The organism is Aurantimonas sp. Leaf443 (assembly GCF_001425575.1).
Taxonomy (GTDB): domain Bacteria; phylum Pseudomonadota; class Alphaproteobacteria; order Rhizobiales; family Rhizobiaceae; genus Leaf443.
Genome location: NZ_LMRD01000009.1, coordinates 73,312 through 93,117, shown reverse-complemented (window position 1 = coordinate 93,117; position 19,806 = coordinate 73,312). Strand labels below are relative to the sequence as shown.

General features: G+C 69.7%; 14 protein-coding genes. 8 read left to right on the top strand and 6 right to left on the bottom strand.

What is annotated here, in order from left to right; translation table 11 throughout:
• Positions 1-40: 40 nt before the first annotated feature.
• Both rpsB and ASG48_RS13940 read right to left on the bottom strand, forming a co-directional pair.
• Positions 41-838 carry a 30S ribosomal protein S2 gene (rpsB, locus tag ASG48_RS13945; protein WP_055850945.1) on the bottom strand — a complete coding sequence of 266 codons (798 nt, stop codon included), beginning with the start codon at positions 836-838 and terminating at the stop codon, positions 41-43.
• Between the two features lie 218 nt (positions 839-1,056).
• Complete coding sequence (locus ASG48_RS13940) at positions 1,057-1,863, bottom strand: DUF1849 family protein (protein ID WP_055850942.1); 807 nt, start codon at positions 1,861-1,863, stop codon at positions 1,057-1,059.
• 128 nt (positions 1,864-1,991) lie between these two features.
• Here ASG48_RS13940 and ASG48_RS13935 point away from each other — a divergent pair, with 128 nt between their 5' ends.
• Genes ASG48_RS13935 through ASG48_RS13920 form a run of 4 tightly spaced genes read left to right on the top strand, consistent with a single transcriptional unit; the run spans position 1,992 to position 4,920 of the window.
• Entirely contained in the window at positions 1,992-2,459 is a 468-nt protein-coding gene (locus ASG48_RS13935; RefSeq protein WP_055850939.1) for a RidA family protein, read from the top strand.
• Positions 2,459-3,187 carry a glycerophosphodiester phosphodiesterase family protein gene (locus ASG48_RS13930; protein ID WP_055850937.1) on the top strand — a complete coding sequence of 243 codons (729 nt, stop codon included), beginning with the start codon at positions 2,459-2,461 and terminating at the stop codon, positions 3,185-3,187. Before ASG48_RS13935 ends, ASG48_RS13930 begins: the two co-directional genes overlap by 1 nt.
• Positions 3,188-3,225: 38 nt before the next feature.
• Complete coding sequence (locus ASG48_RS13925; RefSeq protein WP_055850934.1) at positions 3,226-4,434, top strand: GNAT family N-acetyltransferase; 1,209 nt, start codon at positions 3,226-3,228, stop codon at positions 4,432-4,434.
• Between the two features lie 57 nt (positions 4,435-4,491).
• A complete protein-coding gene (locus tag ASG48_RS13920; RefSeq protein WP_055850930.1) occupies positions 4,492-4,920 on the top strand; it encodes an HIT family protein in 429 nt (142 codons plus the stop codon).
• Between the two features lie 78 nt (positions 4,921-4,998).
• Here ASG48_RS13920 and ASG48_RS13915 read toward each other — a convergent pair whose 3' ends face one another.
• Positions 4,999-8,241 (bottom strand): hypothetical protein, encoded by a 3,243-nt coding sequence (locus ASG48_RS13915; RefSeq protein ID WP_055850928.1) that lies wholly within the window; start codon positions 8,239-8,241, stop codon positions 4,999-5,001.
• Between the two features lie 240 nt (positions 8,242-8,481).
• On the opposite strand from ASG48_RS13915, the gene ASG48_RS13910 reads away from it, so the two are divergent.
• The 3 genes from ASG48_RS13910 (at position 8,482) to ASG48_RS13900 (ending at position 11,194) form a co-directional block, all read left to right on the top strand.
• A complete protein-coding gene (locus tag ASG48_RS13910) occupies positions 8,482-8,955 on the top strand; it encodes a peroxiredoxin (RefSeq protein WP_055850925.1) in 474 nt (157 codons plus the stop codon).
• Positions 8,952-9,773: a ferritin-like domain-containing protein gene (locus ASG48_RS13905; RefSeq protein WP_055850922.1), complete on the top strand. Its 822-nt coding sequence runs from the start codon at positions 8,952-8,954 to the stop codon at positions 9,771-9,773. Before ASG48_RS13910 ends, ASG48_RS13905 begins: the two co-directional genes overlap by 4 nt.
• A gap of 113 nt (positions 9,774-9,886) precedes the next feature.
• Positions 9,887-11,194 carry a M23 family metallopeptidase gene (locus ASG48_RS13900; RefSeq protein ID WP_055850918.1) on the top strand — a complete coding sequence of 436 codons (1,308 nt, stop codon included), beginning with the start codon at positions 9,887-9,889 and terminating at the stop codon, positions 11,192-11,194.
• 72 nt (positions 11,195-11,266) lie between these two features.
• Here ASG48_RS13900 and prfB read toward each other — a convergent pair.
• The 3 genes from prfB to ASG48_RS13885 all read right to left on the bottom strand — a co-directional run bounded on the left by prfB (position 11,267) and on the right by ASG48_RS13885 (position 16,421).
• A protein-coding gene (gene prfB, locus ASG48_RS13895; RefSeq protein ID WP_156381612.1) for a peptide chain release factor 2 occupies positions 11,267-12,395 on the bottom strand; the annotation gives its coding sequence in 2 pieces (ribosomal slippage) (positions 11,267-12,325 and positions 12,327-12,395; 1,128 coding nt in all).
• 120 nt (positions 12,396-12,515) lie between these two features.
• Positions 12,516-14,960, bottom strand: a complete 2,445-nt coding sequence (locus tag ASG48_RS13890; protein WP_055850913.1) for a penicillin-binding protein 1A — start codon at positions 14,958-14,960, stop codon at positions 12,516-12,518.
• 258 nt (positions 14,961-15,218) lie between these two features.
• Positions 15,219-16,421: an N-acetylmuramoyl-L-alanine amidase gene (locus tag ASG48_RS13885; RefSeq protein WP_244486905.1), complete on the bottom strand. Its 1,203-nt coding sequence runs from the start codon at positions 16,419-16,421 to the stop codon at positions 15,219-15,221.
• A 590-nt stretch (positions 16,422-17,011) separates the two neighbouring features.
• Between ASG48_RS13885 and ASG48_RS13880 the strand changes: the two genes are divergently transcribed.
• Positions 17,012-19,795, top strand: a complete 2,784-nt coding sequence (locus ASG48_RS13880; protein WP_055850910.1) for a ribonuclease E/G — start codon at positions 17,012-17,014, stop codon at positions 19,793-19,795.
• Positions 19,796-19,806: the final 11 nt, after the last annotated feature.

Here is a 19,806-nt window from a genome sequence, read left to right as displayed (position 1 = left end):
GGCAGCGCGTGCCGATCCGTCCCGGGAGTGTCGCGTCGCCTCAGGCGGCGGCGTTGGTCTGCGCTTCCTCGGCGGCCGGGGCGGCCTCCTCGAGGGCGGGCTCGACCGGCGCCTCTTCCATCGCGCCGATGTCGACGCCCATGGAGCCCTGCTGGCGGGCGATGCCGTCGACCGCGGCGCGGGCGATCAGGTCGCAGTAGAGCGTGATGGCGCGCGCGGCGTCGTCGTTGCCGGGGATCGCGTAGTCGATCGGCGTCGGATCACAGTTCGAATCGACGACAGCGACGACCGGGATGTTGAGGCGCTTGGCCTCCTGGATCGCGATCGACTCCTTGTTGGTGTCGATGATGAAGATCATGTCCGGCACGCCGCCCATGTCCTTGATGCCGCCGAGCGCGCGGTCGAGCTTGTCGCGCTCGCGCTGGAGCGTCAGGCGCTCCTTCTTGGTGAAGCCCTGGGCTTCGCCGGCCAGCATCTCGTCGAGCTTGCGCAGGCGCTGGATGGAGTTCGAGATCGTCTTCCAGTTCGTCAGCATGCCGCCGAGCCAGCGGGCGTTGACGTAGTACTGGGCCGAGCGGTTGGCCGCATCGGCGATGATCTCGGACGCCTGGCGCTTGGTGCCGACGAAGAGCACGCGGCCGCCCTTGGCGACGGTGTCCGACACGGCCTGGAGCGCGCGATGCAGCATCGGCACGGTCTGGGCGAGGTCGAGAATGTGGATGTTGTTGCGCGCGCCGAAGATGAAGGGTGCCATCTTCGGGTTCCAGCGATGGGTCTGGTGGCCGAAATGGACGCCCGCCTCGAGCAGCTGGCGCATGGAGTAGTCTGGCAATGCCATGGTCGGTGTCTTCCTTTACCGGTTGGCCTCCACGGATCGAAGCGACAGACGTCGCCACCGGTGGGTCCAGGACTTCGGAAACGATTCCGAGGGCGCAGACCCGACATCCGTGTGTGGAATGGGGCGCCCATACGCCATCCGGCCGCCCTTGGCAAGGATCGCGCTCGTCGCGGCGCCCTGCCCCAGCGTCCGATGCCCCTGCCCGGGCTGCCTTTCGCTCAGGGACAGGCCGGGCTGTCCAGCATGTCGAGCGTGGCGAGGTCGCCTTCGAACGTGTAGCCGTCGAAGACCAGAAGGAGGTCGTCCGAGACGCCGTTCTCGTAGAGCGTATAGGCCGTCTCGAAGATCGGCATCCCGTCGGGATCGCTGTCGGAATTGTAGAAGGATTCGCTGACGCGCCAGGCGCCGAGGCCCTTCAGCTTCTCGACCACCGCCGGGACCGCGCCGGGCGCGGCGGCGGGCGCCGACCGGGCGGAGATGACGGCGGTGCTGGTCAGGCGCTTGTCGGCGTCCTCGTCGCCGTCGAAGATCGCCGTCTCGACGATGCGCTGGCCGGCCTTGGCCTTCTCGATCAGCTGCCCGGTGTGCTGCATGGGAAAGAGCGCCGCGGGAATCGTGATCTGTCGCGTCTCCGGCTCGGCCAGCGCGACCACCGTCTGCGACCCCGCGGTGGTCGCCGTGCCGCGAACCTCGTTGTCCGCGGCGCTGTCGATGAAGGTCTTGGTCTCGAACGAGAAGGTCTTGCCGTCCAGGCTCTCGACGGAGGTCGTGCGCTGGTCGGTGACCGTCAGTTCCTGCTCCTGCTGGAAACGGGCCACGAACCGGTAGTCGAGCTTGTAGGCCTTGCAATCGGGACGCGAGACTTCCAGCGCGATGCGCCCGTCCGCACCCGTCAGCTCGTCGGACTGGCCCTTCAGGCGCAGTTCGTAGGACGCGCGGTGCGAGGCCAGCGCCGCGGCCTCGGACGGCAGGGCCGAGACGCCCAGGGCCGCGAGTGAGAGCGTCGTGGCGAAGGTCCGTCGCATCGGCGGTTGTCCCTTTTGTTGGCGCGGCCGATGGAGTACCGATCTGCCGCGCGCCGAACCGCACTGCGCCGGCGATGCCGCATCGCAGTGCTTCGGTGATATTCCCACGCGAGAAGGAAGACAACAGCATGGCCGACAGCATCGAAGCCCGGCTCGCCGCCGCGGGCGTCACCCTGCCCGACGCTGCGGCACCGGCCGCCAACTACGTGTCCTTCGTCACCTTCGGCCGCATGCTGCAGACCTCCGGCCAGCTGCCGCTGTCGGGCGGCAAGCTCACGGCCGCCGGCAAGGTCGGCGCGACGGTCTCGCTGGAGGACGCCCAGGGCGCGGCGCGCGCCTGCGCGATCAACATCCTCGCCCAGGCCAGGGCGGCGCTCGACGGAGACCTCTCGCGCATCGCGCGCCTCCTGAAGCTCACCGTCTTCGTCGCCAGCCATCCCGGCTTCACCGAGCAGCACAAGGTGGCCAACGGCGCGTCCGACTTCCTCGTCGAGATCCTCGGCGACAAGGGGCGCCATTCCCGCTCGGCCGTCGGCGTGCCGTCCCTGCCGCTCGACGCCGCCGTCGAGATCGAAGCCCTGTTCGAGATCGACTGATGGACGCCTATCGCGGACCGCTGGAATGGCTCGTGGAGCGGCCCATCGCCCATCGCGGCCTGCATGACGCCGCGCGCGACCGGCCGGAGAACTCCATTCCCGCCGCGCTCGCGGCCGCCGACGGGCATTTCGCCATCGAATGCGACGTCCAGCTCTCGCGCGACGGCACGCCCTACATCTTTCACGACGACACGCTGCAGCGCCTCTGCGGCGTGGCGGGCGAGTTTCGGGGGACCTCGGATGCAAGGGTCGCGGAACTGCGCCTGACGGGATCGGCCTGGCCGGTGCCGACGCTCGCCTCGTTCCTCTCGTCCGTGGACGGGCGCGTGCCGATCGTGATGGAGCTGAAGGGCCGCAGTCCGCAGGAGGATGTGGGCTATTTCGCCGCACTCGCGCCCGAACTCCAGCGCTATGGCGGCCGGATCGCCCTCATGTCCTTCGACGAGTGGCTGATCGACCAGATGATCGAGGCCGGGACAGGGCGTCCGGTCGGGCTGACGGCCGAAGGGCGCAGCCCCGAGATGCTCGATCGCCACGCCCGCGTCTACGCCCGCGGTTGCAGCTTCGTCTCCTATCGCGTGGAGGACCTGCCCAATCCCTTCGTCGATACGGTGATCGCCTCAGGCGGGGCCGTCGTCACTTGGACGGTGCGCGATCGCGAGGGCGTCGAGCTCACCACGGCGCAGGCCCACCAGATGACCTTCGAGGGCTTCACGCCGCAGGCGTGACGCTTGCGGCGCGCGACGAAAGGCATAAGTCTCCGTCCATGACGCAACCGCAGCATGACGACGGACAGGACGCGGACGCCGGCTTCGTCGTGCGCGTCGCCGATTCCATCACCTCGATCGGCGCCGGAGCCTGGGACGGTCTCGCGCGCTGCGGGGCGAACGGCGCCGGACCGGGCAACCCGTTCGTCTCCTACGCCTTCCTCTCCGCGCTGGAGGAATCGGGCTGCGTCGGCCAGCGCGCCGGCTGGCTGCCGCAGCATCTGGTCCTGGAAGCGCCGGACGGACGGCCGATCGGCCTCGTGCCGGCCTATCTGAAGAACAACAGCCAGGGCGAATATGTCTTCGACCATGGCTGGGCCGATGCCTTCCAGCGGGCGGGCGGGCGCTACTATCCCAAGCTCCAGGTCTCGGTGCCCTTCACGCCCGCGACCGGGCCGCGCCTCCTCGTCGGCGCCGGCGCCGGGTCCGAAACGCGCCGGGCCGCCCTCGTGCAGGGGCTCGAGGCCTATGTCGGCCAGACCTCGATCTCCTCGGCGCACGCGACCTTCCTCGACGAGGCGGACCGCCTCGCCTTCGAGGCGGCCGGCGACTGGCTGGCACGCACCGACCAGCAGTTCCATTTCGTCAATCGCGGCTACGGCTCCTACGAGGACTTTCTCGAAAGCCTCGCCTCGCGCAAGCGCAAGGCGCTGCGCAAGGAACGGCGCGAGGCGCTGGCGGACGACATCTCCATCGAGCGGCTGACCGGCGCGGATCTGACGGAGGCGGTCTGGGACGCCTTCTTCGAGTTCTACATGGACACGGGCAGCCGCAAATGGGGGCGGCCCTATCTCAACCGGCGCTTCTTCAGCCTGATCGGGGAGCGCATGGCCGACCGCATCCTCCTCGTGATGGCGCGCCGGCAGGGGCGCTACATCGCCGGAGCCCTGAACTTCATCGGCGCCGACCGGCTCTACGGGCGCAACTGGGGCTGCATCGAGGACCATCCCTATCTGCATTTCGAGGTCTGCTACCATCAGGCCATCGAGCACGCGATCGAGACGGGTCTCGCCGTCGTCGAGGCGGGCGCGCAGGGCGAGCACAAGCTCGCGCGCGGCTACGAGCCGGTGACGACGCATTCGGCGCATTTCATCGCCCATCCCGGCCTGCGAGACGCGGTGGAGGACTATCTGGTGCGCGAGCGCGAGAACGTGGCCGAGGTGCAGGCCGTCCTCTCCGAACATACCCCGTTCAAGAAGTCGCCCTGATCGGCTAGGCCTTCTCCCGTGGCCGGCGCGACCGGCGCGATGGCGGGAGACGGTGACGTGACGAGCTACGACGACGGCAATATCTTCGCGAAGATCCTGCGCGGCGAGATCCCGAGCCAGACGGTGCACGAGGACGATGTCGCCCTCGTCATCATGGACGTGATGCCGCAGGTCGACGGCCATTGCCTCGTCATCCCCAAGGCGCCCTCCCGCAACCTCCTCGACGCCTCGCCGGAGACGCTGTCGCAGCTCCTGCCGCTCGTCGCGCGCGTCGCCCGCGCCGCCAAGGCCGCCTTCGGCGCCGACGGCGTGCGGATCGCCCAGTTCAACGAGACGGCGGCCGGCCAGACCGTGTTCCACCTCCACGTCCATGTCATGCCGATGCGCGAGGGCGTGGCGCCGCGGGCGCATTCGGGCGCGATGGCCGATCCGGAGCTCCTCGCCGAGCATGCCCGTCGGCTGCGCGAGGCGCTCGCGACCGCCTGACGGCCTGTGCCGGCCCGCTCATGAACCGACCCTTCGGATCGCGTCATGAAGACGGGTCAGGCCAGACGCACGGCGATCTTACATCTGGAAGATGCGCCGGAAGATGCCCGGCGCGATCGCCGAGATGGGATTGATGGCGAGCGTGGGGTCGGCGAAGGCGCCGCTGAGGCGGTAGGTGATGCCGATCAGCCCGCCCTCGTTGCCGTTGCCGAGGATGCCGCCCACGAAGGGGAGCGCGCCGAAGATGCGGTTGATGCCGTAGGCCGGCATGAAGGAGCCGCCGATGTCGATGCCGCCCGCGCCGTCATGCAGGAGCCCGGCGAAGCTCGAGCCGAAGACCGGGCCGCGCACGATGCCGTCCTCCACCACGAGGCGCTCGTCGCGATAGGAAAGGCTCAGGGAGGCGGTGTCGAAATAGGCGTTCGCCACCTCGATGTCGCGGCCGATGGCGCGGGCGAGCGACGCGTCGTCCGAAGACGACGTGGTGCCGACGAGGCTGGCGAGCCGCGGCTCGTCGACGAGCGTGAATCCGTCGATGCGCAGGGCGCCGGTATAGCCGGCCTTGTCGGAGCCTTGCAGCTCGACCCGCGCCTGACCCCCGGCCATGCGGGGATAGACGCCGGCAAAGCGCAGGAGCACGCCGGCATCCGAGGTCGCGAGCGACAGGCGGCGCACGCCCTTCTCGCCGTCGAGCGCGAGGCTGAGCGGCGCGGAACTTGGGCTCTCGCCGTCGAACCGGGCGCTCGCGAGGCGTCCGCCGCGCTGTGCGAAGGCGAGCGAGACGCCGCGCAGGGTCTCCTTGCCGAAGCCGACGAGGCGGCCGAGATCGACGGTGACGTCGAGATCGCGCGCGCCGCCCCCGCCGCCACCGCCCTTGCGGCCGGCCGAGGCGCGAAGGCTCGCGAGGATCGGCCGCGCGTCGAACTGGTCGCCCTTGAGGACCGCCGAAAGCCCGTTCTTCGTACGCTGCAACTGCAGGCGGAAGTCGTCGCCCGCATTGAAGACGGCCCGGTCGAGCTGCAGGGTCTTGAGCCCCTCGCGATCGATCTCGGCCGCGCCGACGGCCGCAAATCCCTCGCCCGAGAGCTTCGCGTCGCTGACGCGGGTGAGGCCGCCCTCGGAGAAGGCCGCCTTGAAGGTCAGCTTCGCGGGCACACCCTTGCCCTTGGTCCATTCGACGCCCGGCAGGGTCAGCCGCGCGTCGCGCAGGTCGATCTCGGCATCGAATGCCTCGCCCGCCTGCACCAGCTTGGCGGCCACCGGACCGTCGAGGAGAGTTTTCAGGCCCGGCAGCCGGTCGGCGAGAACCGCGTCGGAGAGCTTCGCCTCGATCGCGAGGCTGGGCGTGCCGACCGGGTCGGGCGCGAACGGGCGGGTGAACTCGATCCGGGCGGGAATGCCGTCCAGCGTGCCGTCGAGCGTGCCGATGGCCGTGCCGGGCGAGACGCTGACGGTCCCCGTCAGATTCGCCAGCCGGCGCCCCTCGATGCTGCGCCTGAGGTCGGCGCCCTTCACGTCGGCGAGCACCGACCAGTTTTCCAGGATGTCCGACTGCGCCACGCCGCGCCCGAGACCCAGATCGACGGCAATCGCGACATCGGCCCGGCCCGAGACATCCTCGCGCTTCCAGCCGATGCGATCGAGCGCGCGGATCGGCGGGTTGTCGGCGACGGCCAGCATCTCGCCGAGGTCGCCGGACAAAGCGAGCGCGACTTCGGCGCCGACGCGCCCGACATCGCGGCGATGGAACGCGATGGAGGACGGCTTCACCGTCACGCCCTCCGCGCCGTCGATGCGCCCCTCGTCGAAGTCGATGCGCGTATCGCCGCCGGCCACCGCGACGCGCAGCGACACGTTTCGCAACCGGGGCATAGTTTCCAGAACACCGAAGCCGGCGGCGACGATGCGCGCGTCGAGACGCAGTTCCTCGGGAGACGGCCCGTGGCCGGGCACGGTCATCTCGACGAGCCGCGGCCAGCTGACGCCGAACTCGAAGCGCGCATCCGCCACGGCGCCCGCGGGATCGACATGCTTCAGCACCCAGTCGCGTGTCTCGGGGGCGATCAGCACGGGCCAGAAGGCCCGCACGGCCGCGGCCGAGACATTCTCGCCGGCAAGCGACACGCCGATCCGGCTGTCCGGCCCCGTTCCGCCGGTCCAGCGGGCCGAACCGTCGATGGTGCCGCCCCCCGCCTCGAGCCGAAGCTTCGGGAGGTCGAGCGTGCCGTCCGCCTCGAGAGCGCCCGAGACGGACAGGCGCGCCGCCTCGGCGGTCTGCGGGTCCGCACCGACCGTGGAGACGAGTTCGCGCGTCGAAAGCTCGATGCCGCGCGCGCCGCGCTCGTCCGCCCGCAATGCGATGCGGCCTTCGAGCGTGGCGGCCGCCCTCCCGAAGTCGAGGCGCAGCGGCCGAAGCGAGAGCGATCCCGAGCCTTCGACATAGGCGAGTTCGATCCGGGTCCGCTCGGGCAGCGTCACGTGACGGGCCGCGTCGCCGGGCGCGGGCGACCCGAGGGCCTCGACCGGCTCGTGCAGGGGCACGGCGGCGTCGGCGGCCAGGAGGAAGGTGCGCGTTCCGGCCGATACGCTCGTCGAGAGCGCAAGGCCCAGCGTCGCGCCGGAGGCCGCTCCATCGCCCGGCGAGACGAGCGCGATGTCGGGCACCGCGATGGAAAGGGCCTGGAGCCGGTCGGCATCGGCGGCAAGCGTGGCCGAGGCGTCGGCCGCGATCAGCCGGTCGGCCACGCGGACCGTCGCGGCGAGGGCGAACGTGTCCGCGCCCTCTTCGGTCAGGTCGAGCGAGACGAGGCGCGGGCCCTGCGGCCGGTCGATCAGCCCGGCATCCTCGATCTCGATGCTGGAGAGACCGAGCCGGCGCAGGGCGGCGATGCCCCTGTCGATGCCGGCGATGATCCGGTCGGGATCGGGCGTGCCGGAGCCGAACCGGTCGGCGAGCGAGGGATCGACGCGCAGGCCGTCGATGCGGATCGCGTCGAGATCGACACGCCCGCGCAGGAGCGCGCCGATGCTGACGCCGACCGACCCTTGCGACAAGGTGGCCAGACGGGTCCTGTCGGTCCGATGGCGCAGGACGACGTCGTCGAAGGCGATGCCGACCGCGCCGCGCGCCGCGAAGTCGAGACGCTGGGCACCGAGTTCGACTTCAATGTCCGGCCCGAGCGCGGCGGACGCCAGGCGCTCGACATGGCCGCGCAGGAAGGCCTGCCCGGCGGGCGTCGCCGTCAGGTAGCCGACCGCGGCGGCGAGGCAGAGGACGATGGCGACGAGAAGGCTGGCGAACCCGGCCAGAAGGCGCGTCAAAGAGCCGTGCCCTCGCCATGGGCGGGGCGCGAAAACGCACGCGCCGCAAAGGCCTGCCGCATCCCTGTCACTCCCCGCCTCGAACCCGGCCCATGCTGGCAGACCAAGCTGGCGCGGCTCTTGAAAAGAACCAGGACCGGCCGAAATCTGCGCCGAGGCGCCACAGGCCGTGCCACCGCGCACGCCGCCGCTTCGACCGACCGGCGCTCTCCCAGTTCAATCCGCCGAAAGGATGGCACGATGACGACCCTGACCGTCGGTTCCCCCTGCCCCGACTTCGCCCTGCCGGACGAAGGCGGCGCCACGGTATCGCTTGCCGATCTCAAGGGCCGCCCCTTCGTTCTGTATTTCTACCCGAAGGACGATACCACCGGCTGCACGAAGGAGGCGATCGACTTCACCGCGCTCGAGAGCGAATTCGCCGCGATCGACGTGCCGGTCATCGGCGTCTCGCCGGATTCGGCGAAGAAGCACGCCAAGTTCCGCGACAAGCACGGGTTGAAGGTCAGGCTTCTCGCCGACGAGGAAAAGAGCCTGCTGGAAGCCGCGGGCGCCTGGGTGGAGAAGAGCATGTACGGGCGCAGCTACATGGGCGTCGAGCGTTCCACGCTGCTCGTCGACGCGACCGGAACCATCGCCGCCGTCTGGCCGAAGGTGAAGGTGCCCGGCCATGCCGAGGCGGTGCTCGCCGCCGCCCGCACGGTCGCGGCATGAGCGAGGCGCGCCCGCAGACGCTGCGGCAGGCCGCGATCGAGGCGCTGGGCGAGGCCGATCTCGCGCAGAAGGCCCGGCGGACGCAGGAGGCGGGCACCCTCTGGTTCGAGCGGCGCCTCGGCCTCCATGCCCCGCTCGACCCGCCGCTGCCCGCGCGGCCGGGGCGCCCGGCCAAGCCCGACCTCGTGCCGCCGCGCACGGTGAAGCGGCGCTCCGTGCATACGCCGGAGGGGCGGATCGCCCTGATCCATGCGCTGGCCCATATCGAACTGAACGCCATCGACCTCGCGCTCGATATCGTCGCGCGCTTCGCCGTCGAGCGCGTGCCGCGCTCCTTCTTCGACGGCTGGATGACGGTGGCGATGGAAGAGGCGAAGCATTTCGGCCTCCTCTCGGAGCGCCTTCGCGTGCTCGGCTCGCATTACGGCGCGCTTCCGGCCCATGACGGGCTGTGGCAGGCCGTGGAGGTGACGGCGCACGATCTCGCCTCTCGCCTCGCCATCGTGCCCCTCATCCTCGAGGCACGCGGGCTCGACGTCACGCCCTCGCTCCTCGAGAAGCTGAACGCGGTGGGAGACGACGAGACGGCGGCCATCCTCTCCATCATCTACGAGGACGAGAAGAAGCATGTCGCGATCGGGGCCAAGTGGTTCCGCTTCCTCTGCGCCCGCGAGCGGGTGAACCCCGCCGAGCGGTTCGGCACGCTCGTGCGCGCCTGCTTCCGCGGCGAGGTGAAGGCGCCCTTCAACGACCGGGCGCGCGCCGAAGCCGGCCTCACGCCGACCTTCTACCGCGCCCTCTCGCCGCTTTCGAGCTGACCGTCGTGCGAGCGTCCCCGCACGGGGCCGCGCCTTAGGAAGGCGTTAACCCTAACGCTTTCTAATCGACCTGCCGCTCCCTCCGGGCGCCCTGATTCAGGTCGGACGAAGCCATGCCTCTCCACGAAAAGACGACGAGCTTCGGCGCGCGCAGGGTTCCGCACACGCTGATCCTCGCCCGCGGCGATTCGGTGCGCCACGTGACGATCGGCCACCGCACGCTCCTGGCGGCGGGCGTCCTCGCCTGCAGCGCGGCGGCGGCCCTTCTGGCGCTGCCGGTCCTCTACGTCATGGGCGACGACATCAACGCCACGATCGCGGCCGGCCAGCGCGAGACGGCGAGCGCCTACGAGCAGCGCATCACCCTCCTGCGCGCCCAGCTCGACATGCTGAAGAGCCGGCAGGTGATCGCCCAGAAGACGGTGCAGACGAAGGTGGATGTGCTCCTCGACCAGCAGGAACAGCTGGCCGAGCGCTACGACCGGCTCGGCCCGCTTCTCGAACGCGCCGCCGCGACCGGCCTCCTGCCTCCCCCCGCCCCGCTGCCGACCGCCCGACCGGGCGATGCCGGACGCGGCGACGGTCCCGCCGACCGGACGGCCGCCGCGCCAAGCCTTCTCGGCTTCGCCCCGGTCGCCTCCTCCGCCGCGCTCGACCGCGTCTCCGCACTCGCTCCGCAACCGGCCTCGACCGGCTTCGCCGCGGCCGCAACGCTGCGGGAAGCGTCCGACAGCATGTTCGGGGAGATCGACCGGACGGTGCGGGCCGCCGAGGGGCAACTCGGTCAGGTTCGCGTTCTCGCCGAGGAAGCGCGACGCAAGGCGGTGAGGATCGCGACCGTGCTGCGCGCGGAGGGCCTCGCCACCCCGCAGCGGCTGGAGGCTCCGGCGCGCGGCATCGGCGGGCCCTTCGAGCCGGCGCCTGCGGCGACCGATTTCGACGAGAGCTGCGCCGAACTCGAGACGGCGCTCGACGCGTTTCAGCAGGCCCGGGACGTCGCCGACACGCTGCCGCTGCGCCAGCCCATGGCCGCGAGCCTCGTCTCCTCCACCTTCGGCGTGCGGCCGGATCCGTTCCTGAACCGTTCGGCGCTCCATGCCGGCATCGACTACGCCGTCTCGCCGGGCGCGCCGGTTCTCTCCACCGCCGCCGGCCGGGTCGTCTCGGCAGGTCCGAGCGGCGGCTACGGCAACCTGGTCGAGATCGATCACGGCAACGGCATCACCACGCGCTACGCCCATCTGGCGCGGATCGACGTCGCGGTCGGGCAGAGCGTCGACCGCGGCTCGGCGCTGGGCGCCTCCGGCTCCACCGGCCGCAGCACAGGGCCGCATCTCCACTACGAGATCCGCCGCGACGGCCAGGCCATCGACCCGCAGCGCTTCTTCCGCATCGGCGAGCGCATCGCCGAGATCGGCTGACGGCTTCCCCGCGCAAACGAAAAGGGCGGCCCCGAAGGACCGCCCTCTCCAGACTCCGAACCCGGCGCGACCTCAGTCGACGTCGGCGATGGCCTCGTCGCCGCCATGGACGCGATGGGCGAGCGCCGCTTCCATGAACTCGTCGATGTCGCCGTCCAGCACCTCCTGGGGCGTGGTGCGCTCGACGCCGGTGCGCAGGTCCTTCACCAGCTGGTACGGCTGGAGGACGTAGGACCGGATCTGGTGACCCCAGCCGATATCCGTCTTCGACGCGGCCTGGGCGTTCGCCTCGGCCTCGCGCCGTTCCAGCTCGGCCTCGTAGAGCCGGGCGCGCAGCATGTTCCAGGCGGTCGCCCGGTTCTTGTGCTGCGAGCGCTCGCTCTGGCACTGCACCACGATATTCGTCGGAATGTGCGTGATGCGCACCGCCGAGTCGGTCGTGTTCACGTGCTGGCCGCCGGCGCCGGACGAGCGGTAGGTGTCGATGCGGCAGTCCGACTCGTTGATGTCGATCGTGATCGAATCGTCCACCACCGGATAGACCCAGACCGACGCGAAGGACGTGTGCCGCCGCGCCTGGCTGTCATAGGGCGAGATGCGCACGAGACGGTGCACGCCCGATTCGGTCTTCATGAAGCCGTAGGCGTTGTGGCCCTTGACCATCAGCGTCGCCGACTTGATGCCCGCCTCTTCGCCGGCATGCTGCTCGAGCAGTTCCACCTTCATCTTCGAGCGCTCGGCCCAGCGCATGTACATGCGCAGGAGCATCGCCGCCCAGTCCTGGCTCTCCGTGCCGCCGGCCCCGGAATGGACCTCGACATAGGTGTCGTTGCCGTCGGCCTCGCCGGAGAGGAGGGTCTCGATCTGCCGCTTGGCGACCTCCGAACGCACCGCCCGGATGCCGTCCTCGGCGTCCCGCACGATCTCCTTGTCGCCTTCCTCCTCGCCCATGCCGATCAGCTCGATATTGTCGTCGAGCCGCTGCTGCAGCGAGTTGATGGCGCCGATCGCCTCGTCCAGCTGCTGGCGCTCGCGCATCAGCTTCTGGGCTTCGGCCGGGTCGTTCCAGATCGAGGGATCCTCGGCCTGGCTATTGAGGATGTTCAGGCGTCTGAGGGACTGATCCCAGTCAAAGATGCCTCCTCAGCAGGCTTATGGCCTGCTGGATTTCGTCGACCATGGTCTCGATTTCGGCACGCAAGCCTCGATCTCCCGTCGTTCGGTGTTGCAGGGCGGAGGCTCGGGCCTCCGGTCAAGCGAAAGGGGCGGACTGAACGCCCGCCCCTTGCGAAGGCTGTATAGGGGCCGTGGCGCCGCTTGGCTAGAACAGCCCGCCCGCACCCTGCACGATCGCCTGCGAGGCCTCCGGCGAGACTTCGCGGCGCGTGTCGGAGGCGGCCACGGCGTCCATGCCGATCACGTCGTAGCTGTCGGAGGGGCCGGTGCCGGGCTTGAAGGCCTCCATGATGGAGTCCGAGCCGCCCTCGCCGGCGCGCATGCCGGTCTTGCGGTTGACCGCGATGAGCTCCATGCCCTCGGGCACGTTGAAGTCCACCGGCGGCTTGCCCTTCAGCGCGTCGCGCATGAAGTCGAGGAAGATCGGCGCCGCGAGGCCGCCGCCCGTCGAGCCGTGGCCCATGGGCTGGGGATTGTCGTAGCCCATGTAGACGCCCGTCACGAGATCGGGCGTGAAGCCGACGAACCAGGCGTCCTTCTCGTCGTTGGTCGTGCCGGTCTTGCCGGCGACGGGCACGCCGAGCTCCTTCAGGATCGTCGCCGTGCCGCGCTGGACGACGCCCTCCATCATGGAGGTGATCTGGTAGGCCGTCATCGGATCGAGAACCTGGTCGCGCTCGTCGACGAGTTCGGGCTCGGGCTGGTTCTCGAAGCTCGGCTCGTTGCAGGTGGCGCAGCGGCGCTCGTCGTGGCGGTAGATCGTGCGCCCGTACCGGTCCTGCACGCGGTCGATCATCGACGGCTCGAGCGAGCGACCGCCGTTGGCGATGACCGAATAGGCCGAGACCATGCGCAGCACGGTCGTCTCGCCGGCGCCCAGCGCCATCGGCAGATAGCGGCCGAGCTTGTCGTAGATGCCGAAGCGTTCGGCATATTCGGCCACGAGTTCCATCCCCATGTCCTTGGCGAGGCGCACCGTCATGAGGTTGCGGCTCTTCTCGATGCCGAGGCGCAGCGTCGAGGGGCCGGCGGAGCCGCCGCCGTAGTTCGACGGCGTCCAGAAACCGCCATTGCCGTCCGGCAGCGATATCGGCGCGTCCAGCACGACCGAGGCGGGCGTGTAGCCGTTGTCGAGGGCGGCGGCGTAGACGAAGGGTTTGAACGAGGAGCCGGGCTGGCGATAGGCCTGGCTCGCGCGGTTGAACTCCGATTCCGAGAAGGAGAAGCCGCCGACCATGGCGAGCACGCGGCCGGTGCGCGGCTCCATCGAGACGAGCGCGCCCTGCACCTTGGGGGGCTGGCGCAGGCGGTAGGAATCGCCCTCGCCCTTCTTCTCGACATAGACCACGTCGCCGCGCGACAGGACGTCGTCCGCCCCGCGCACGCCGCCCTTGCGCGTCGCCGTGTTGAGGCGCAGCGCCCATTTCATGTCGGACAGATCGATGCGGCCGACCTCGCGGTCGCTGCCGAGCGCGCCCGAAACGGTGCGCGCGGGCTGCAGGCCGATGCTCGCGCCGCCCGTCTCGACACCGAGCACGACGGCGAGGCGCCATTCCGGCACGTCGGCGAGCGCCGGCACCTCGCCGAGCGGCTTGCCCCAGTCGCTGCCGATGTCGATCGTCTTGACGGGACCGCGATAGCCGCGCGCCTGGTCGAAATCGACGAGGCCGCGCCGCAGCGCGGCCAGCGCCTCGGACTGGAGCTTGGGGTCGAGCGTGGTGCGCACCGACAGGCCTCCCTCGTAGAGGGCCTTGACGCCGTAGCGCTGGATGATCTCGCGGCGCACGTCCTCGGTGAAATATTGCGAGGCGGCGAGGTAGAGGCCGGAGGCGCGCGGGTTGATGGCGAGCGGACGCTCCTTGGCGGCCGCTCCGTCCTCGGCCGAGACGAAGCGGTTGGAGACCATCTGGTCGATCACCCAGTTGCGCCGGGCGACGGCCGCGTCCTTGGAGCGGAACGGGTTGTAGTTCTCCGGCGCCTTCGGGAGCGCCGCCAGATAGGCCGCCTCGTCGATCGTCAGCTCGTTCACCGCCTTGTCGAAATAGGACAGAGAGGCCGCCGCGATCCCGTAGGAGCCGAGGCCGAGATAGATCTCGTTGAGATAGAGCTCGAGGATCCGGTCCTTGGAATAGGCCTGCTCGATGCGCAGCGAGAGGATCGCCTCCTTGATCTTGCGATCGTAGGTACGCTCGTTGGTGAGGAGGAAGTTCTTGGCGACCTGCTGGGTGATGGTCGAGCCGCCCTGCAGCGGGCCGCCCTTGATCTGCATGAGGACGGCGCGGCCGATGCCTTCGACGTCGACGCCGGGATGGGTGTAGAAATTCTTGTCCTCGGCCGAGAGGAAGGCGTTCTTGACGAGGGCGGGCACGGCCTGGATGGGCAGGAAGAGGCGCCGCTCCTTGGCGTATTCGGCCATGAGAGCGCCGTCCGCGGCGTGGACGCGGGTCGTCACCGGCGGCTCGTAGTCGGCCAGGACCTGGTAGTCCGGCAGGTCCTTGGCCATGCCCTCGACATACCAGGCGATGCCGCCCGCCACGAGCAGGAACAGAACCGCTCCGATCCCGAAGAAGTAGCCGAGCAATCTGATCATCGAAACTCCGTCCGCGTTCCTGCGGGTGCCGGGTCTGCCACGGGCGACCTCGGCCGCCGAGCGGGTATCACATCTACCGGGCCAGCGGTGCCCGGGCCTTGTCACGCGCGTGCGCCCTGTCGCTCCCTCAACCGCAATTGCGGCGAGGCGATGAAGCGAGGGCCCTTCGCGCGCGCCTTGTCCGTCTCCGTTGTGTGATTACCACAGTCGCGCGTGCAATCCATGCCTTCGGACGCCGCCGGCGAGAGGAAGGATCGTTCAGCGGCCGGTCTCGGCGACCGTCTTCTGGTGGCGCGCGAGGAACTGCGTCGTCGCCTGCGCGATCGCCTCCGCCGTGCGCTTTCGCCAGACCGGGTCGGTCAGGAGCTTCTCGTCGTCGGGATTGGACAGGTAGCCGAGCTCCACTAGCACGGACGGCATGTCCGGCGCCCTCAGGACCTTGAAGCCCGCTGAGCGCTTCGGGTTCTTGATGAGGCGCACGTCGTGGGCGCCGAACCCTTCCACGAGCGAGGTCGCGAAATGCTCCGAGAAACTCACCGTCTCGCGGCGCGTGAGATCCACGAGGATGTCGAAGACCTCGGGCTTCTCCTCCATCCCCTCCGGGCCCGCGAAGCGGTCGGCGGCGTTCTCGCTGTCGGCGATCTGGCTCGCGAGATCGTCGGACGCCCGGTCCGAGAGCGTGTAGACGGTGGCGCCGCGCAGATCGCCGTGCCGGATCGAATCGGCATGGATCGACACGAAGAGATCGGCCTTGCGGCGCCGGCCGATCTGCGAGCGCTCGTCGAGCGGAATGAACGTGTCGTCCCGGCGCGTCAGGACCACCTCGACCGTGCCGGTCTTCTCGAGGGCTGCGGCGAGTTCCCGGGAGAAGGCGAGGTTGATCGCCTTCTCCTGCGTGCCCGATTTCGAGACCGCGCCATTGTCGATGCCGCCATGGCCGGGGTCGATCACGACCACCGCCCGCCCCTTCGGCTCGCGGGGCGCCGGTGCCGAGGTCGGCACCATCGTCTCTCTCGGCGCCGCCGCCGCGGATACGCCGCCCGTCGGCCGGGCGGCCGGCGTGAAGGCCAGCGTGATCTTCTCGCCCCCTTCGACCGTATCGCGTGTCAGGGCCGCGTCAGCCGGCTTTGCGAGCTTGAAGATGAAGCGGTAGCGGTCCGCGGCCACGAGACCGTGACGAACCTCCGAGACGAGCGGGTTGGCCGAGATCGCCGAAAGCGCGGCGGCGGGCAGCGCGGACGGGAAGTCGATCGCCACCCGGTCCGGGTTCCTGAGACGCAGGACGCTCGCCCGGCTGTCGCCGCGCAGCGTGAAGGTGACGTCGAAGGCGTTCGGCCGCGCGGCCTGGTCGATGGCCGTGATGATCGCCGAGCGGTCCTCGGCGGGCTCCGCGGCACCGGCGCCGATCGGCGCGAGGACGGCCAGGACAGAGAGGCCGAGGGCCAGGACGGTGCTGCGCATCTCTTCTCCGGCGGGAGACAAAGAGGGGTGACGGCCCTCCCCGCTAGCGCCCGCGCCTTGCGCGGGGCTTCCCCGCGGCCGCCGTCAAGACGACCACCGGGGCTTTCTGCTTGTTTGTTGGCCTTCCCCATCATAAAAGCAGAATTGAGGCTCAGGACGACGCTCCTTCCGAGTCGCATCCGATCCGGATACCGGTCGCCGCCGCGCCACGCGAGACGGCTTTCCACCGGCCCCGAGGGATCCAGGCGACATGCGGACCGCGTCGAGCGGCCTTGTGAAATTATCTGTGGCCGGCGGCGAGCCTCGTCTCCGGCTCCGCGGTGGGTGCGAGCTTTTCCGAAGACGCCGCCCCACTCAACGTTCCATCGGTTGCCTCAGCGACCATCCCGATTGTTCTAGGTCGCGATAGTGCTCCCAATTTCACGCGAGACCGATGCCGACACTCCAGCGACCGCAAGGTCTGGACAGGCGTCGCTGTCGCGAGGACGAGCGCCTTTCGGTCGCGATCCATGCGGGTCCGCCCGCTGCCGTATCCCTGTCTGTCTCGACAGCCGGTCTTCGGCGGCGGCCACCCGCCCCGGAGTTCATCAATGGCAAACAAGATGCTCATCGATGCGTCTCATCAGGAAGAGACGCGCGTAGTTGTCGTTCGCGGCAACAGGATCGAAGAATTCGATTTCGAATCGCAGCACAAGAAGCAGCTCAAGGGCAACATCTATCTCGCGAAGATCACGCGGGTCGAGCCTTCGCTGCAGGCCGCCTTCGTCGAATACGGCGGCAACCGGCACGGTTTCCTCGCCTTCAGCGAAATCCATCCCGACTACTACCAGATTCCGAAGGCCGACCGTCAGGCGCTGATCGAGGAGGAACTCGCCCGGGCCCAGGAGGACGAGGAGCAGGAGGAGCGCCAGAGCCGCGCCAAGGCCAAGCAGCGCCCCGCCCGTCCGGCCCGCCGCGAGGATGGCGACAGCGTCTCCGAGACGGCCGGCGACGAGACGGATGAGCCCTCGGGCGACGAGGAGGCCCATGTCGACGCGCAGGCCTCCGACGAGGACGATCGCGACGACGAAGAGACGGGCGAGACCGACGGCGAGGACGGCGAGGCGAGCGCCTCCGAGGGCGGCGAAGAGGGGCAGACCCGTCGCGGCCGTGGACGCTCGGGCGGTCGCCGCGGCCGCGGCCGCGAGCGCAGCCGGTCCTCCTCCGAGGATTCGTCGGACGACGAGTCCGGCGAGGAGCCCGAGGAGATCGACGATCTCGGCTCCGAGGACGCGATGGAGGAGGTGCCGGTCCGCCAGCAGCGCCAGCGCCGCCAGTACAAGATCCAGGAGGTCATCAAGCGCCGCCAGATCCTGCTCGTCCAGGTCGTGAAGGAAGAGCGCGGCAACAAGGGCGCGGCGCTCACCACCTATCTGTCGCTCGCCGGCCGCTATTCCGTGCTGATGCCGAACACGGCGCGCGGCGGCGGCATCTCGCGCAAGATCACCAACGTGGCGGACCGCAAGCGTCTGAAGGACGTGGTGCGCGAACTCGAAGTGCCGCGCGGCATGGGCATCATCCTGCGCACGGCCGGCGCCAACCGCACCAAGGCCGAGGTCAAGCGCGACTACGAATACCTGATGCGCCTGTGGGAGACGGTGCGCAGCACCACCCTCACCTCGACGGCGCCCGCCCTCGTCTACGAGGAGGGCAGCCTCATCAAGCGCTCGATCCGCGACCTCTACAACAAGGACATCGACCAGATCCTCGTCTCGGGCGAAAGCGGCTACCGTGAAGCCAAGGACTTCATGCGCATGCTGATGCCGAGCCAGGCGAAGGTCGTGCAGCCCTATCGCGACCCGACGCCGATCTTCGCGCGCCAGGGCATCGAATCCCAGCTCGACAAGATGCTGCATCCGCACGTGACGCTGAAGTCCGGCGGCTACATCATCATCAACCAGACCGAGGCGCTCGTCTCGATCGACGTGAACTCGGGCCGCTCCACCCGCGAGCATTCGATCGAGGACACGGCGCTCCAGACGAATCTCGAAGCATCCGAGGAAGTGGCGCGCCAGCTGCGCCTGCGCGACCTCGCCGGCCTCATCGTGATCGACTACATCGACATGGAGGAGAAGCGGAACAACCGCGCCGTCGAGAAGCGCCTGAAGGACTGCCTGAAGGACGACCGCGCCCGCATCCAGGTCGGCCGGATCTCGCATTTCGGCCTGATGGAGATGAGCCGCCAGCGCATCCGCGCCAGCGTCCTCGAATCCACCATGCAGACCTGCCCGGTCTGCGAGGGCGCCGGCATGATCCGCTCGTCCTCCTCGCTCGCGCTGCATGTCCTGCGCACCATCGAGGAGCATCTGCAGAAGCATTCGACGCACGACGTGATCGTGAAGGTGCCGACCGCGACGGCGCTCTACGTCCTCAACGAGAAGCGCAAGACGATCGGCGAGCTCGAGCGTCATCACGACCTGCGCATCGTGATCGAGGCCGACGACAGCGCCGGCCACCAGAGCATCCGAATCGAGCAGGGCCCGGAAGCGATCAAGCACGAGCGCTCGCCGGAGGCTCTGGCTCTCGAACAGACCGCCTTCCCGGAGCCGACGCCGGAGGATCTCGCCGACGAGACCGTGATGGACGTCGAGGCCGAGGAGATCGAGGCGGAGGACGAGACGGCCGAGGAGACGCAGGTCGAGGCGCGCGCCGATGGCGGCAAGCGTCGCAAGCGCCGGCGTCGGCGCGGTCGTCGCGGCGATGAAGGCCAGGTCGGCGACGAGGCGGGTCTCGACGCGTCCGAGAGCGACGATGCCGACGAGGGCGACGACGAAACCGGCGAGAGCGACGGCGAGAGCGACGCCGAGGTCGAGGCCGAAGGTGTCGAGCCCGGCGAGACGGATGGCGGCGAGGACGACGGTCGCGGCCGCGGCAAGCGCCGCCGGCGCGGGCGTCGCGGCGGTCGCCGTGGCCGCGAGGAGAATGGCGAGGCGGGCGAAGGCTCGGACGTCGCCGCCTCCGATGCCCTGTCCGACGCGGTGCAGACCCCGATGGACGCCGAAGCGCTCGACGCCATCCTGCCGGAGGCGGTTCCCGTCGACGTGACGCCGGAAACCGAGGCCGAGCCGGCGGAGGCGACGAGGGCGTACGAGGCGGCTCCGACGCCAGAGGCCCACGAGACGCCCGCGCCCGTCGCGGCCGAGATCCCGGCCGAGCCCGAAGCGGCGGATAACCCTGAGAGCGCCGCGGCGAACGACGACGACCGCGAGGACGAGTCCCGGCCCGCTCTGACGGAGCCGGTCGTCACTTCCAGCGGCGCAGGGGCTTCCAGCGAGGACGCGACGGCCGAGAAGCCGCGTCGCTCCGGCTGGTGGTCGCGCCGCGGCTTCCTCTGAGCCGGCGACCG

Bases quoted from the DNA above. Each gene is read 5' to 3' on its own strand.
- rpsB (WP_055850945.1), bottom strand. From the start codon at position 838: ATGGCATTGCCAGACTACTCCATGCGCCAGCTGCTCGAGGCGGGCGTC.
- ASG48_RS13940 (WP_055850942.1), bottom strand. From the start codon at position 1,863: ATGCGACGGACCTTCGCCACGACGCTCTCACTCGCGGCCCTGGGCGTC.
- ASG48_RS13935 (WP_055850939.1), top strand. From the start codon at position 1,992: ATGGCCGACAGCATCGAAGCCCGGCTCGCCGCCGCGGGCGTCACCCTG.
- ASG48_RS13930 (WP_055850937.1), top strand. From the start codon at position 2,459: ATGGACGCCTATCGCGGACCGCTGGAATGGCTCGTGGAGCGGCCCATC.
- ASG48_RS13925 (WP_055850934.1), top strand. From the start codon at position 3,226: ATGACGCAACCGCAGCATGACGACGGACAGGACGCGGACGCCGGCTTC.
- ASG48_RS13910 (WP_055850925.1), top strand. From the start codon at position 8,482: ATGACGACCCTGACCGTCGGTTCCCCCTGCCCCGACTTCGCCCTGCCG.
- ASG48_RS13905 (WP_055850922.1), top strand. From the start codon at position 8,952: ATGAGCGAGGCGCGCCCGCAGACGCTGCGGCAGGCCGCGATCGAGGCG.
- ASG48_RS13900 (WP_055850918.1), top strand. From the start codon at position 9,887: ATGCCTCTCCACGAAAAGACGACGAGCTTCGGCGCGCGCAGGGTTCCG.
- ASG48_RS13890 (WP_055850913.1), bottom strand. From the start codon at position 14,960: ATGATCAGATTGCTCGGCTACTTCTTCGGGATCGGAGCGGTTCTGTTC.
- ASG48_RS13885 (WP_244486905.1), bottom strand. From the start codon at position 16,421: ATGCGCAGCACCGTCCTGGCCCTCGGCCTCTCTGTCCTGGCCGTCCTC.
- ASG48_RS13880 (WP_055850910.1), top strand. From the start codon at position 17,012: ATGGCAAACAAGATGCTCATCGATGCGTCTCATCAGGAAGAGACGCGC.